Source organism: Streptomyces sp. NPDC107528, from assembly GCF_055639295.1.
On the sequence record NZ_JBVKAV010000002.1, the window covers coordinates 866,075 to 879,448 of the forward strand.

The window sequence follows — 13,374 nt, forward strand, 5'->3', positions numbered from 1 at the left end:
AAGTCGGACATGAACGCAGACGGCCGTACCAGGCTCAACCAGACGCCCGAGTGGACCTCGTTGGCCAAGCACCGGGAGGAACTCGGCGAAGTGCGGCTGCGGGAGCTGTTCGCCGCCGCCCCGGACCGTGGTGCGGGGTACACGCTGCAGGTCGGTGACCTGCACGTCGACTACTCCAAGCACCTGGTCACCGACGAGACGCTGCGGCTGCTGCGCGAGCTGGCCGCCGCGACGGACGTGTTCGGGCTGCGGGACGCCATGTTCCGCGGCGAGAAGATCAACACCACCGAGGACCGCGCCGTGCTGCACACCGCGCTGCGCGCACCCCGGGACGCGGTGATCGAGGTCGACGGGGAGAACGTCGTCCCGGCGGTGCACGCCGTCCTCGACAAGATGGCCGACTTCGCCGAGCGGGTCCGCTCCGGCGTCTGGACCGGGCACACCGGCAGGCGCATCAGGAACGTCGTCAACGTCGGCATCGGCGGCTCCGACCTCGGCCCGGCGATGGCGTACGAGGTGCTGCGCAGCTTCACCGACCGCGGCCTGACCGTCCGGTTCGTGTCGAACGTCGACGGCGCCGACCTGCACGAGGCCACCCGCGACCTGGACGCGGCAGAGACGCTGTTCGTCATCGCCTCCAAGACGTTCACGACGATCGAGACGATCAGCAACGCGACCTCGGCGCGCAACTGGCTGCTGGGCGAGCTGAAGGCGGGTCCGGAAGCCGTCGCCAAGCACTTCGTCGCCCTGTCGACGAATGCCGAGAAGGTGGCGGACTTCGGCATCGACACGGCCAACATGTTCGAGTTCTGGGACTGGGTCGGCGGGCGCTACTCCTACGACTCGGCGATCGGCCTGTCCCTGATGATCGCCATCGGCCCGGACCGGTTCCGGGAGATGCTCGACGGCTTCCACACCGTCGACGAGCACTTCCGCACCGCGCCCGCGGAGTCCAACGTGCCCCTGCTGCTGGGCCTGTTGGGCATCTGGTACGGCAACTTCCACGACGCCCAGTCGCACGCGGTGCTGCCGTACAGCCACTACCTGTCGAAGTTCACGGCGTATCTGCAGCAGCTGGACATGGAATCCAACGGCAAGTACGTGGGCCGGGACGGGCGGGAGGTCGACTGGCAGACCGGGCCGGTCGTGTGGGGCACCCCGGGCACCAACGGGCAGCACGCGTACTACCAGCTGATCCACCAGGGCACCAAGCTGATCCCGGCGGACTTCATCGGCTTCGCCGAGCCCGTCGCCGAGATGAGCGAGGGACTCAAGGCACAGCACGACCTGTTGATGGCGAACTTCTTCGCGCAGACGCAGGCGCTGGCGTTCGGCAAGACGCCGGAAGAGGTGCGGGCCGAGGGGGTGCCGGAGGAGTTGGTGACCCACAAGACGTTCAAGGGCAACCACCCGACGACCACGATCCTCGCGCGCGAGCTGACCCCGTCGGTGCTCGGGCAGCTGATTGCGCTGTACGAGCACAAGGTGTTCGTGCAGGGCGCGGTGTGGAACATCGACTCCTTCGACCAGTGGGGCGTCGAGCTCGGCAAGGTCCTCGCCAAGCGAGTCGAGCCCGCGCTGACCGACGGCGCCGAGGTGCCGGGGCTGGACGCGTCGACGCAGGCCCTCGTCGCCAAGTACCGGGAGCTGCGCGGGCGGCAGTGACCGGGGATCCGGCCGGAACCGCGGATGCGGAAGGCGGGCGGCGCGTGGCCGTCCGCTTCCCGTAGACTCCCTCGTTGATCATGAGCACGATCACTCGGGGGAGTGTGAATTGGCTAATCCGCAAGGGAGTTGGACCGGCGGCGCGCTGACCGCCCAGTCGTTCCTGAAGCCTCATCAGGTGGCGCGGGCGCTGTTCCATCCGACCTGGATCCCGGACTCACTGGATCCGTCGGTGGACGCGCTCAAGAAGGCGCGGGTGCTCGTGGGGGCGGTTGCGGCTTTCGGTGTCTACACCTTCGTCGAGGGCGGGTTCGCCTTCGACGAGATGATGGACAACGCAGCGACCGCCTGCGCGGTCCTGCTGTTCATCACGCCGCTCACGGTCGGCGTGATGCTCTGCCTGTGGCGGCGTTCCGGCGCCGGGACGGTGGGGCAGCTGCGGGAACCGCTCGTCAGGTCGCTGAAGTTGCTGTTGCTGTTCATCGGCTCGGCGTTCGGGACGGTGTTGATCTTCCGCTTGGGGGGCGGCCTCGGGGTCCTCGGGAACATGCTGTGCAGCCTCGTGGGGCTGTGGACGGGCTTCTTCGTGATCGCCGGCGCCTACCGGATCTCGGGCAACTTCTTCGGCACCGCTGTCGTGCACCGCAGTCTGCCGCCGTTGCTCGCGACGGTGACGACCTGGCTGATGGCGATTCCCGATCTCGTGACCGGTGACCTGCACGGCCTCGGCCTCGCCCTGGGCTTCGTCTTCATCCTGGGCGCCCCCGTGACGGTCACGGGCATCGCCCTGCTGGAGATGGGCCGGCTCAAGAACCGGTACGGCATCCGGCTGGCGGCCCACCCGGCCACCCTGCCGCCGATCCCGACGCCGACTCCGACGCCGACCCCGCCGCCCCCGTCGTACGTCCCGAACGGCTTCGTACCGCCGCAGGGGAATCCGTCCGCGCCGCACGGGAACCCCTACGGCCGGCCCCAGCAGGGGAATCCGTACGGCCCGGGCACGCGGCACCCGTACGGTTCGCGGCCGCCGCAGAACCCACCGCCTCCGTACAACCCACCGCCTCCGTACAACCAGCCGCCTCCGTACAACCCGCAGCAGCCATACGGTCCCGGCCCCTACGGCAGCTGACCTCGCCGAATGTGCAGCGGCCCGGTCGTCGGTCAGGCGACCGCGCTCAGGGTGTCGGCGAGTCGGCGGCGGGCCGCGCGGGAGGCCGGGACGGCGGCCAGTGCGGCCGCTCCTGCGACTGCCGCCGTGCCGAACAGCAGCAGGAGAGCGATGGACGGGCCCTGGGCGATCCCGGCGCCGATGCCGCTCGATCTGCCCTGGGCGTCGATCAGCCAGTGCGCGAGGGGCGTACCCAGTGCCGTGCCGACGACGACCGCGGCCAGGGCGGTGAGGGCCGTGGAGGTGACGGTGATCGCGGTGATCTGGCGCGGGGACAGGCCGATGGCCTTGAGGGCCAGCAGGTCGCGCTCGCTCTCGCGGACGGCGCCGCCGATCGCGGTGAGCAGTTCGATGAGCCCGATGAGGGCCAGCACGGCGATCAGGCCGACGACGACTCCGCGCAGGGCCGAGAGGCCGTCGGCGGGGTTCGGGACGGCGTGTACGTCGAGGCGTCCGTGCCCGGTGGTGGCCAGCCGGTCGGCGACTTCACCGGGGTCCGCGCCCGGGCGGAGCCGTAGCTCGTAGAGGGTGGGGCCGAGGGCGGGGTCGTTCTCGCGGAGGGTGTCGAGGGAGGTGGAGATGACCCGGCCGGCGTTCTCCGGCTCGACGCTGCGGCCCACGATGTGCAGGATCTGCGGCTGGTCGCCGACGGTCATCCGCACCCAGTCGCCGACCCGCACGTCCAGTAGATCCAGCAGCCCCTGCCCGGCCACCGCCTCGTCGCGGCCCTGCGCGGGGCGGCCCTCGGCCAGGGTGTACGGGTAGGGGTCCGCGCGGGTGCCGAGGCCGCGCAGGGCGATCGTCGCCGTCTGGCCCGGGACCAGGGCGGCCACCTCGACGCCGGGGTAGGCGGCGGTGACCTGCGGGTCGCGTTCGAGCAGCGTGCGGGTGTCCCGGTCGGCCGGGCCGGACTCGGCGTGCACGGTCAGGGCCGTAGGCAGGCCGATCTGCTCGGGGCTGCTGTCGAAGCGTTCGATCGTGGTCCACGCGCTCATCGCCACCACGATCAGCAGCAGCGGCAGCGCGAGCCGGGCGACCGTCGCCAGTGACCGCAGGCGACGTGTGAACGCCCGGTGCCAGCCCAGCACCAGCGCGGGCGGCAGCCGTAGCCCGAGGGCCTGCCGGGCCACCCCCGAGAGCCGCCCGCCGAGCGGCGCCGCGGGCCGTGGCACCGGCACCGGAGGCACGCGGCCCGCCCGCCACGCCGCGAGCCCGGTGGTCGCGCCGATGAGCAGCACCGCCGCGACGGGAACCGTGAACAGCGCCACGGTGTGCGCGGGCAGCCCCTGCCACACCCCGACCGCGTCCCCGAGCCGCCCCGGGATGTGGCTGCCCAGGGCCTGGATCAGGGTCGCGGCGGCGACGGCACCCAGCAACGCGTAGGCGAGATGTTGAAGCAGGAAGACGCGGACCACCTGGCCCGGCGTGAAGCCGATCGCCTTCAGCACGGAGATGTCCCGCAGATGTCCGCGGATGCGGGTGCCGATCGCCCCGTGCACCGCGAGCCCGGCGGCGATCAGCGCGCCCAGTCCGAACAGGCCCAGCACCTGCCCCAGCAACCGGTTGTCGCCCTGCGCCTCGGCGCGGCCCTGCTTCCAGGTGGAGACCTCGCTGACCGCGCCGGCGCCCAGTACGGTCACGGCGCGCTGGACGGCGTAGTCCGTGTCGTCGGGGTCCGTCAGACGCAGCCCGATCACCTGGCCGCCCGGGTCGGGCACGGCGGACGGCGGCGCCCAGACGAGGCCCGGCTGCTCGCCCGGCCGGTAGCGCGGTTCGGCGCTGTCGGCGACGCCGAGGACGGTCAGGGTCCGGGGAGTGCCGGTTTCGGTGCCGGTGCCGGTGCCGGGCAGGGTGAGGGTGTCGCCGGGGGCGGCGAGAAGGGCGCGGGCGAGGCGGGTCTCCAGGACGACACCGTCCGGCTTCGCGGGGTCCAGCCAGTGGCCGGAGGTGAGGAGCGGGCGGCCGACGGTGGGGCGCTCGGGGGTGCCGCGCAGTTCGACGGTGGCACGGGTGCCCTGGGAGGACAGGGTGGTGGAGGCGGTCGGGTAGGGGCCCGCGACGGACTCGACGCCGTCGAGTCCGGTCAGCTTCCCGGTGTCGGCCGATGGACCGGTGTGCAGCCACACATGCGCGCCGTGCGCCTGGGTGAAGACACGCTGCCAGGGGTTGGTGGCGTAGCCGAACAGGGCCGTGGCCAGCAGCAACGACACGACGATCCCGGCCGTGGCCAGCACCAGGAACAGCGCCTCGCCGCGATGCGTCCGCAGATCGGAGTGCGCCCAGCGCAGGGTGGCTCGCATGGGCGTCAGCCTCGCCGCTCGGGACCGGCGGGCCCGCGCAGGGGGCGGGGGTCGTCGTAGAGCCGCATCTCAGTCCCTGAGCTCCAGCACACCCGACGTCCCGGCCCGGCGTGGCGGCGGACCGCCGTCCAGTTCGGCGTCGTCGGCTATACGGCCGTCGAAGAAGCTGATCACGCGGTCCGCGGCGCTGGCCAGCCGGGCGTCATGCGTGACCAGCACGATCGCCTGGCCGCGCTGGTGGAAGCGGGACAGCAGCCGCATCACCTCGCGGGTGCCCTTGCTGTCCAGGCTGCCGGCCGGTTCGTCGGCCAGGAGCAGAGGCGGCCGGTTGACCAGGGCGCGGGCCAGCGCGACCCGCTGCTGCTCGCCGCCGGACAGCTCGCCCGGCAGACTCCGCTCCTTGCCCGCGAGACCGAGCTCGCCCAGCAGCTCCGCCCGCTCGGTGCGCGCCCGCTTCGGCGCGACGCCGGCCAGCAGCGCGGGCAGCTCCACGTTGTCGGCGACGGACAGGTCGGAGACCAGGTTGAAGAACTGGAAGACGATGCCGATCCGCTTCCTGCGCTCCACCGCCCAGCGGGCCTCGCTCCACCGGTCCGCGCACTCGCCGTCCAGCCAGATGCTCCCGCTGTCCGGGCGCTGCAGCCCGCCCAGCAGATGCAGCAAGGTCGACTTACCGGCACCGGACGGACCGGTGACGGCCACGAACTCGCCTTGCCGGACGGAAAGATCGACACCCCGCACGGCATGCGCCGGAGCGCCCTCGCCGCCCTGATGCGTCTTGACCAGGCCCTCGGCCCGCAGCACCGGTCGGCTCTCAGCGCGCCGCGCGGCGCTCTCGGCCTGCGGCGCGGAGCCACCGGCTCGCGCCCCACGACCGCCGGCGCCCGGCGCAGGAGCGGAATCGTCGCTCACTCCAGCTCCTCCAGCTCTTCCTGGCACCGCTCAAGCCAGTCGAGGTCGGCCTGCAGATGCAGCATCGCGCCCTCGATCAGCAGATGGGCGATGCGGTTGTCCCGGTCTTCGGCGGCGGCCAGTTTCGACAGTTGACGCATGGTGTTCAAGTACTGGCGCCGCTGTTGGTTGATAAGGGCGATCTGGCTGGCGAGCCCCGTCTGCGGGGCGACGGCCAGCTTCATGAAGAACTCGTCCCGCACCCGTGGCTCGTCCTCGGGCTCCTCGAACCAGGCGCGCAGCGCCTCACGCCCGGCGTCGGTGAGGTGGTAGACCTTCTTGTTGGGCCGGCTCGACTGCTCGACGTCCTCGCCCTCTATCAGCCCCGATTTCTCGAGACGGGAGAGGGTCACATAGATCTGGCCGACGTTCGGCTGAGGGTACGCGGAGCCCAGCAGTTGCTCAAGGTCCTGCTTCAGCTCATAGCCGTGCGCCGGGCCGCGCGCCAGCAGGGCCAGGAGGGGCAGCCGCACTCGTGCTCTCCTCCTCGCATCATGGGTAATGTGCCGCGAGGCCTAGTATCGCGCATACCTAACAGGTATACATGGCCTCTGACTCCGGGCGAAGGTGCCTGGGGCCGGTGTGCAAGGAGGAACCTATGCGGTGGATCCACGCCGCCGGTAGGGGCCTTCTCGTCCTCGTTGTGATCCTGACCGGCTACGTTGCCTCCGGCGCCCGCGCCGACGAGGGTCCCGCGGGAGGCAGGGGACCCATGACCCTCGCCACCGCCGGCGACCTCACCGGCTATCTCGGTTCCGTCCTGGAGGGCTGGAACCGCACCCACCCCGACGAGAAGGTCACCCTCGTCGAGCTGCCCGACTCCGCCGACGAGACCCACGCGCAGATGACCACCGACCTGCGCGGCGGCGACCGCAGCCGCTTCGACGTCCTCAACATCGACGTCAGCTGGACCTCGGAGTTCGCGGCGCAGGGCTGGATCCGCCCCCTGGCGCGCGACCGCTTCCCGCTGGGGAGCTTCCTGCCGCCGGTCGTGGACACGGCAACCTACGACGGACAGCTGTACGCGGTCCCGTACGTCACCAACGCCGGCCTGCTCCTCTACCGCAAGGACATCCTCGCCAAGGAGGGCGTCGACCCGCCGCGCACCTGGGCCGAACTCGAACGGGCCGCGAAGACCATCGCGCCCAAGTACGGGTTGGACGGCTACGCGGGGCAGTTCCTGCCCTACGAAGGGCTCACGGTCAACGCCGCCGAGGCCGTCTACTCGGCGGGTGGCTCGATCCTCGGCGACGAGGGCGAGCGCGTCACCGTGAACTCGATGGCGGCCCGCGACGGCATCGACTTCCTCGCCCGGGGCGTCCGCGAGGGCTGGATCCCCGAGCGGGCGCTCACCTACAAGGAGGAGGAGTCCAAGCAGGCCTTCCAGGACGGACGTCTGCTGTTCCTCCGCAACTGGCCGTACGCCTATGTCGGCGCGGCGGCCCAGGGGTCGCCGGTCTCCGGGCGGATCGGTGCCGTGCCGCTGCCGGGTCCGGACGGGCCGGGGACGAGTGTGCTGGGCGGCTCCAACCTGGCCGTCAGCTCCCACGCCCGGCATCCCGACTCGGCCGCCCGCCTGATCGCGTACCTGACCAGCGAGCGCGTCCAGCGCCAGGTCCTCACGCGCGGCGCCCTGCCGCCGGTGCGGGCCGACCTGTACGAGGATCCCGGACTGGTGCGGGAGTTCCCGTATCTGCCGACCCTGCGCGAGAGCGTGCTGACGGCCGCGCCGCGCCCCAAGAGCCCGCGCTACGACCAGGTGAGCCTGGTGGTGCAGGCGGTCGTGCGCGACGCGATGACCGGGCGCGAGACGCCCGAGGCCGCTGTGCGGCGGCTGGCGCGCGAGCTCGACGCCATCGCACGCTGAGTAGTTACCTGTTAAGTAACGGCAGCATCTCATCCCTCCGCATCCTGTCGTGGTATGCCCTATTTTGCTAGGTCAACTGCTCGGTAGCTTGCGTCCAGTTCATTGACACCCTCCTGAAACGGATACTTAACATGCATGCATGCTGAGTAAGTACCACTGGTGGCGTGACGCGGTGATCTACCAGGTCTACGTCCGTAGCTTCCTGGACAGCACCGGCGACGGTGTCGGCGATCTCGCCGGGGTCCGGGCCGGGCTGCCGTATCTGAAGAAGCTCGGGGTCGACGGGATCTGGCTGAGCCCCTTCTATCCCTCGCCGCAGCACGACCACGGGTACGACGTGGCCGACTACTGCGACGTCGACCCGCTCTTCGGCGACCTCACCGAGTTCGACCAGCTGGTCGCGGCCGCCCGGCGGCTCGGAGTCAAGGTGCTGCTCGACATCGTTCCGAACCACTGCTCCAGCGAGCACCTGTGGTTCGAGGAGGCCCTGTCCGCCGAGCCCGGCAGCGCGGCCCGTGCCCGCTTCCACTTCGCCGACGGCCGTGGCGCCGACGGCTCCGAGCCGCCCAACAACTGGCACGCGATGTTCGGCGGCCCGGCGTGGAGCCGGGTGACCGAGGCGGACGGGCAGTCCGGCCAGTGGTACCTGCACATGTTCACGCCCGAGCAGCCCGACTGGAACTGGCGCAACCCGGAGGTCGGCGCCGAGTTCGACAGGGTCCTGCGTTTCTGGCTGGACCGGGGTGTCGACGGCTTCCGTATCGATGTCGCCGCCGGCCTCTACAAGCACCCGGAGCTGCCCGACTCCGACGACCCTGAGGCCGACGCCCGCACCCGCGATTCGGTCAACCCACTCGCCTGGAACCAGCCCGAGGTGCACGACGTGTGGCGCCAGTGGCGTTCCATATGCGAGGAGTACACCGCCCGCGACGGCCGGGAGCGCCTCCTCGTCGGCGAGGTGTCCGTGCCGACCGCACGTGAGCACGCCCAGTACGTCCGCTCCGACGAGCTCCACCAGGCCTTCTTCTTCGACCTGCTCAGTGCCCCCTGGGAGGCCGGCGCGTTCCGCAAGGTCATCTCCGAGGCCATGCAGGACATAGCCGGCACGGGCTCGACGGTCACCTGGGTCCTCAACAACCACGACCAGGTCCGTACCGTCACCCGCTACGGCGAACCCGCCACCGAGGGCAGCGGTCTCGGCGCCGCCCGCGCCCGCGCCGCCGCGCTGCTGATGCTGGCGCTGCCCGGTGCCGCGTACATCTACCAGGGCGAGGAGCTGGGCCTGCCCGAGGTCGTCGACCTGCCCGACGACGTGCTCACCGACCCGATCTTCCACCGCACCGGCAGCCGGGCCCGCATCCGTGACGGCTGCCGGGTACCGCTGCCCTGGTCGGGACAGGCGTCCCCGTTCGGCTTCACCTCCGGCGCGGAGAGCGCCAAGCCCTGGCTGCCGCAGCCCGAGTACTTCGCCGAGTACGCCACCGACCGCGCCCTCGCCGATACCCGCTCCTTCTGGCACCTGTACCGCGACGGCCTCCAACTGCGCGAGGCGCTGCCCCAGTTGGGCGAGGGCACGCTGAGCTGGCTGGACAGCCCGCCCGGTGTCCTGGCCTTCGTCCGCGGCGACGGCCTCGTCTGCGCCGTCAACTTCGGTACCGCCCCCACCCCGGCACCGGTCTCCGGCACCCCGCTGCTGTCGAGCGGCCCCTGCCCGGCCGGGGTCCTGCCCGGCTCCACCGCGGCCTGGTGGATGAGCGACGGGACCGAGTTCCGCGCCTCCTGATTTTTCCGTCAACTCCCCATCCTTCGAAGGGACATCAACGATGATGCGACGACGTACGACCCTGCTCACCGGATGCACCGCTCTCGTCCTCGCGCTCGGCGCGACCGCCTGTGGTGGCGGACCGGTCGCCGCGGGCGGCGGTGACAAGGCACTCAGCGGCCAGACGATCACCGTGGCCGGGGTCTGGACCGGCACCGAGCAGAAGAACTTCCAGAAGGTGCTGGACGCGTTCACCGAGAAGACCGGCGCCAAGACCGAGTTCGTGTCCACCGGGGACAACGTCTCCACCACCGTCGGCGGCAAGATCGAGGGCGGCGACGCCTTCGACGTCGTGATGGTCCCGCAGGTCGGCGTGCTCCAGCAGTTCGCGAAGAAGGGCTGGCTGGAGCCGCTGTCCAAGACCGCGCAGAAGTCCGTGGACGCCAACTTCGCGCCCGTGTGGAAGAACTACGGCAGCGTCGAGGACACCCTCTACGGCCTCTACTTCAAGGCCGCCCACAAGTCGACCGTCTGGTACAGCCCCGACGCCCTCGCCCAGGCCGGCGTCGAGCCGCCGAAGAGCTACGACGACATGCTGAAGGCCGGGCAGACCGTCTCCGACTCCGGCCTCGCCGCGTTCTCGGTCGCCGGCGAGGACGGCTGGACCCTCACCGACTGGTTCGAGAACGTCTACCTCTCCCAGGCCGGACCCGAGAAGTACGACGCCCTCGCCTCGCACGAGCTGAAGTGGACCGACGCGTCCGTGGTCGACGCGCTCACCACCCTCGGCAAGCTGTTCAAGGACAAGCAACTGATCGCGGGCGGTCAGAAGGGGGCCCTGAACACCGACTTCCCGGGCTCGGTGGAGAAGGTGTTCGGGCCGAAGCCCGAGGCGGGCATGGTCTACGAGGGCGACTTCGTCGCGGGCGTCGCCAAGGACCAGTTCGGCAAGTCGATCGGCGAGGACGCGAACTTCTTCCCGTTCCCGGCGGTCGGCGCAGGCAAGGCGCCGGTGGTCAGCGGCGGTGACGCGGCCGTCGTCCTGAAGGACGGCAAGAACCAGAAGGCCGGCATGGCACTGCTGGAGTACCTCGCGACCCCGGAGGCCGCTGCGGTGTGGGCGGAGGCGGGCGGCTTCCTGTCCCCGAACAAGAACGTCGACCTCGCCTCGTACGGCGACGACGTCACCCGCGCGACCGCCAAGTCCCTCGTCTCCGCGGGCGATTCGGTCCGCTTCGACATGTCCGACCAGGCCCCGGCGGCCTTCGGCGGCACCAAGGGCGCCGGCGAGTGGAAGCTCCTGCAGGACTTCCTGCGCGACCCGTCGGACCCGAAGGGCACCGCGGCGAAGCTGGAGGCCGCGGCGGCCAAGGCGTACGAGGGCCAGGGCTGATCATCCATGACCGCCACACGTATGAAAGCTGACCGGACATGACCGCCACCCTCGTGAAAGAGGCAAGCCCGTCGCCCGCTCAGGGCGACGGCAAGGCGCGCGCCCGACGCTCACGGCGGCGCGGGCGGATCATCGCCCTCCTCTTCGTCTTCCCCGCCCTGCTCCTGCTGGGCGCACTCGTCGTCTACCCCGTGCTGTTCTCCATCGGCCGCAGCTTCTTCGACGCCTCCGGCACCCGGTTCGTGGGCGGCGAGAACTACTCCGAGATGTTCCGGGACCCGGCGACACTCAACGCGATCCGCAACACGACCATCTGGGTCGTCGTGGCCCCGACGCTGCTGACGGGCCTCGGTCTGATCCTGGCCGTGCTGGTGGAGAAGGTCCGCTGGGCGACCGCCTTCAAGCTGCTGCTGTTCATGCCGATGGCCGTGTCCTTCCTCGCCGCCGGCATCATCTTCCGGCTCGCCTACGACGAGGACCCGGACAAGGGCGTGCTGAACGCCGCCGTCGTCTCCGTGCACGACGCCTTCCAGGGCACGTCGACGTATCCGACGGCCAGGGCACGCGACGGGCAGGGCCTGGCGAAGGGCGCGGACGGCTCGTACGGCACGAGCGCGACCGCGTCTCCCGGGGACGCCGTGACACTGGGCCTCGTCGGTGTGCTGCCGGCGGACCTTCCCGAGGACACGCGGCCCGCGAACGCGGCCGCGGGGCGGAAGGCGGGCCCCGGTGAGCTCAGCGGTGTCGTGTACCTCGACTTCACGCCCGGTGGGGGAGGGGAGCAGGGCAAGGTCGACCAGCGGGAGAGCGGGCTGCCGGAGATGACGGTCGAGGCGGTGCGTGACGGGACGGCGGTCGCCTCGACGACCACGGCGGCCGACGGCTCCTTCCGCTTCGAGGGGCTGGACGACGGCTCGTACACGGTGAAGCTGCCGGCCTCGAACTTCGCCGCGCCCTACGAGGGCGTCTCCTGGCTCGGGCCCACGCTCGTCACGCCGGCGATCATCGGGGCATACCTGTGGATCTGGACCGGGTTCGCGATGGTCCTGATCGGCGCGGGTCTGGCGGCCCTGCCCCGGGACGCGCTGGAGGCGGCGCGGATGGACGGCGCGAACGAGTGGCAGATCTTCCGGCGGATCACGGTGCCGCTGCTGGCGCCGGTGCTGACGGTCGTGTTCATCACCCTCGTCATCAACGTGCTGAAGGTCTTCGACCTCGTCTACATCATCGCGCCCGGCCCGGTGCAGGAGGACGCGACCGTACTCGCGACGCAGATGTGGCTGGTGTCGTTCGGCGGCGGCAACAACCAGGGCCTCGGCAGCGCGCTCGGCGTGCTGCTCCTGCTGCTCGTCATCCCCGCCATGGTCTTCAACGTCCGCCGTTTCCGAGGGAGTCAGCGATGAACGCGGTCAGGCGCGGACTGGGCAACGGGCTGGTCCAGGCGTTTCTCGTGGTGATCGGGCTGGTATGGCTGACGCCGCTGGCGGGGCTGTTCATGTCGTCGATGCGGTCCGCCGAGGACACGGCGAAGGGCGGCTGGTGGACCGTGTTCACCAGTCCCGGCCAGCTGTCCTTCGACAACTACTCGGCACTGCTGGGCAACGCCGGGATCACCCAGGCCTTCTGGAACACCGTGCTGATCTCGGTGCCGGCGACCCTGCTGGTGGTCGTCCTCGCGGCACTCGCCGGGTACGCCTTCGCGTGGCTGGACTTCCCCGGACGCGAGGCGATCTTCCTGGTCGTCGTGGCGCTGCTCGTGGTGCCCGTGCAGATCGGCCTCCTTCCGGTCGCCAAACTCTTCGGCCAGCTGGGGCTGTTCGGCACGATTCCCGGTGTCGTCCTGTTCCACGTGGCGTACGGGCTGCCGTTCGCGGTGTTCCTGCTGCGGAACTACTTCGCCGAGCTGCCGAAGGAGATGCTGGAGGCCGCCCGGATGGACGGGGGCAGCGAGTGGCGGATCTTCACGCGGCTGATACTCCCGGTGGGGCGGCCGGCGATCGCCTCGCTCGCCATCTTCCAGTTCCTGTGGGTGTGGAACGACATGCTGGTGGCGCTGCTCTTCGCGGACAGCGCGTCGCAGCCGCTCACGGTTGAACTGCAGTCCCAGATCCGGCAGTTCGGCAGCAACATCGACGTGCTGGCGCCGGGGGCGTTCTTGTCGCTGGTGGTGCCGGTCGTGGTGTTCTTCGCATTCCAGCGGCACTTCGTACAGGGCGTGATGGCCGGGTCGGTGAAGTAGCCCGGGCAAGTCGTGCATGTACTTCGGGC

Annotated in this window: 10 protein-coding genes; 7 read left to right on the forward strand and 3 right to left on the reverse strand. The window is 70.7% G+C overall.

Annotated features, from left to right (window positions below; genetic code table 11):
* Window positions 1-9 precede the first annotated feature (9 nt).
* Together pgi and ACZ7L5_RS08975 are read left to right on the forward strand one after the other, a co-directional pair.
* Window positions 10-1,665 (forward strand): glucose-6-phosphate isomerase, encoded by a 1,656-nt coding sequence (gene pgi / locus ACZ7L5_RS08970; RefSeq protein ID WP_471515545.1) that lies wholly within the window; start codon window positions 10-12, stop codon window positions 1,663-1,665.
* A gap of 109 nt (window positions 1,666-1,774) precedes the next feature.
* Window positions 1,775-2,794: a hypothetical protein gene (locus tag ACZ7L5_RS08975; protein WP_471515547.1), complete on the forward strand. Its 1,020-nt coding sequence runs from the start codon at window positions 1,775-1,777 to the stop codon at window positions 2,792-2,794.
* A 32-nt stretch (window positions 2,795-2,826) separates the two neighbouring features.
* On the opposite strand, the gene ACZ7L5_RS08980 is transcribed toward ACZ7L5_RS08975, so the two are convergent.
* From ACZ7L5_RS08980 to ACZ7L5_RS08990, 3 genes are all read right to left on the reverse strand, one after another.
* Window positions 2,827-5,133, reverse strand: a complete 2,307-nt coding sequence (locus ACZ7L5_RS08980) for an FtsX-like permease family protein (protein WP_471515549.1) — start codon at window positions 5,131-5,133, stop codon at window positions 2,827-2,829.
* A 69-nt stretch (window positions 5,134-5,202) separates the two neighbouring features.
* Window positions 5,203-5,937: an ABC transporter ATP-binding protein gene (locus tag ACZ7L5_RS08985; protein WP_362378715.1), complete on the reverse strand. Its 735-nt coding sequence runs from the start codon at window positions 5,935-5,937 to the stop codon at window positions 5,203-5,205.
* 104 nt (window positions 5,938-6,041) lie between these two features.
* Complete coding sequence (locus tag ACZ7L5_RS08990; RefSeq protein ID WP_363034492.1) at window positions 6,042-6,557, reverse strand: PadR family transcriptional regulator; 516 nt, start codon at window positions 6,555-6,557, stop codon at window positions 6,042-6,044.
* A 125-nt stretch (window positions 6,558-6,682) separates the two neighbouring features.
* On the opposite strand from ACZ7L5_RS08990, the gene ACZ7L5_RS08995 reads away from it, so the two are divergent.
* The 5 genes from ACZ7L5_RS08995 to ACZ7L5_RS09015 all read left to right on the forward strand — a co-directional run bounded on the left by ACZ7L5_RS08995 (window position 6,683) and on the right by ACZ7L5_RS09015 (window position 13,345).
* On the forward strand, window positions 6,683-7,951 hold the full coding sequence (locus ACZ7L5_RS08995; protein WP_471515551.1) for an ABC transporter substrate-binding protein: 1,269 nt from the start codon (window positions 6,683-6,685) through the stop codon (window positions 7,949-7,951).
* A 139-nt stretch (window positions 7,952-8,090) separates the two neighbouring features.
* The gene (locus ACZ7L5_RS09000; RefSeq protein ID WP_471515553.1) at window positions 8,091-9,734 is read left to right on the forward strand and encodes a glycoside hydrolase family 13 protein; all 1,644 of its coding nucleotides are present in this window, start codon (window positions 8,091-8,093) and stop codon (window positions 9,732-9,734) included.
* 40 nt (window positions 9,735-9,774) lie between these two features.
* Window positions 9,775-11,106 (forward strand): ABC transporter substrate-binding protein, encoded by a 1,332-nt coding sequence (locus ACZ7L5_RS09005; RefSeq protein WP_471515555.1) that lies wholly within the window; start codon window positions 9,775-9,777, stop codon window positions 11,104-11,106.
* A 38-nt stretch (window positions 11,107-11,144) separates the two neighbouring features.
* Window positions 11,145-12,509 (forward strand): carbohydrate ABC transporter permease, encoded by a 1,365-nt coding sequence (locus tag ACZ7L5_RS09010; protein WP_471515556.1) that lies wholly within the window; start codon window positions 11,145-11,147, stop codon window positions 12,507-12,509.
* Window positions 12,506-13,345, forward strand: coding sequence for a carbohydrate ABC transporter permease (locus tag ACZ7L5_RS09015; RefSeq protein ID WP_363033937.1), 840 nt, complete (start codon window positions 12,506-12,508; stop codon window positions 13,343-13,345). The genes ACZ7L5_RS09010 and ACZ7L5_RS09015 overlap by 4 nt, the downstream gene beginning before the upstream one ends.
* Window positions 13,346-13,374 lie beyond the last annotated feature (29 nt).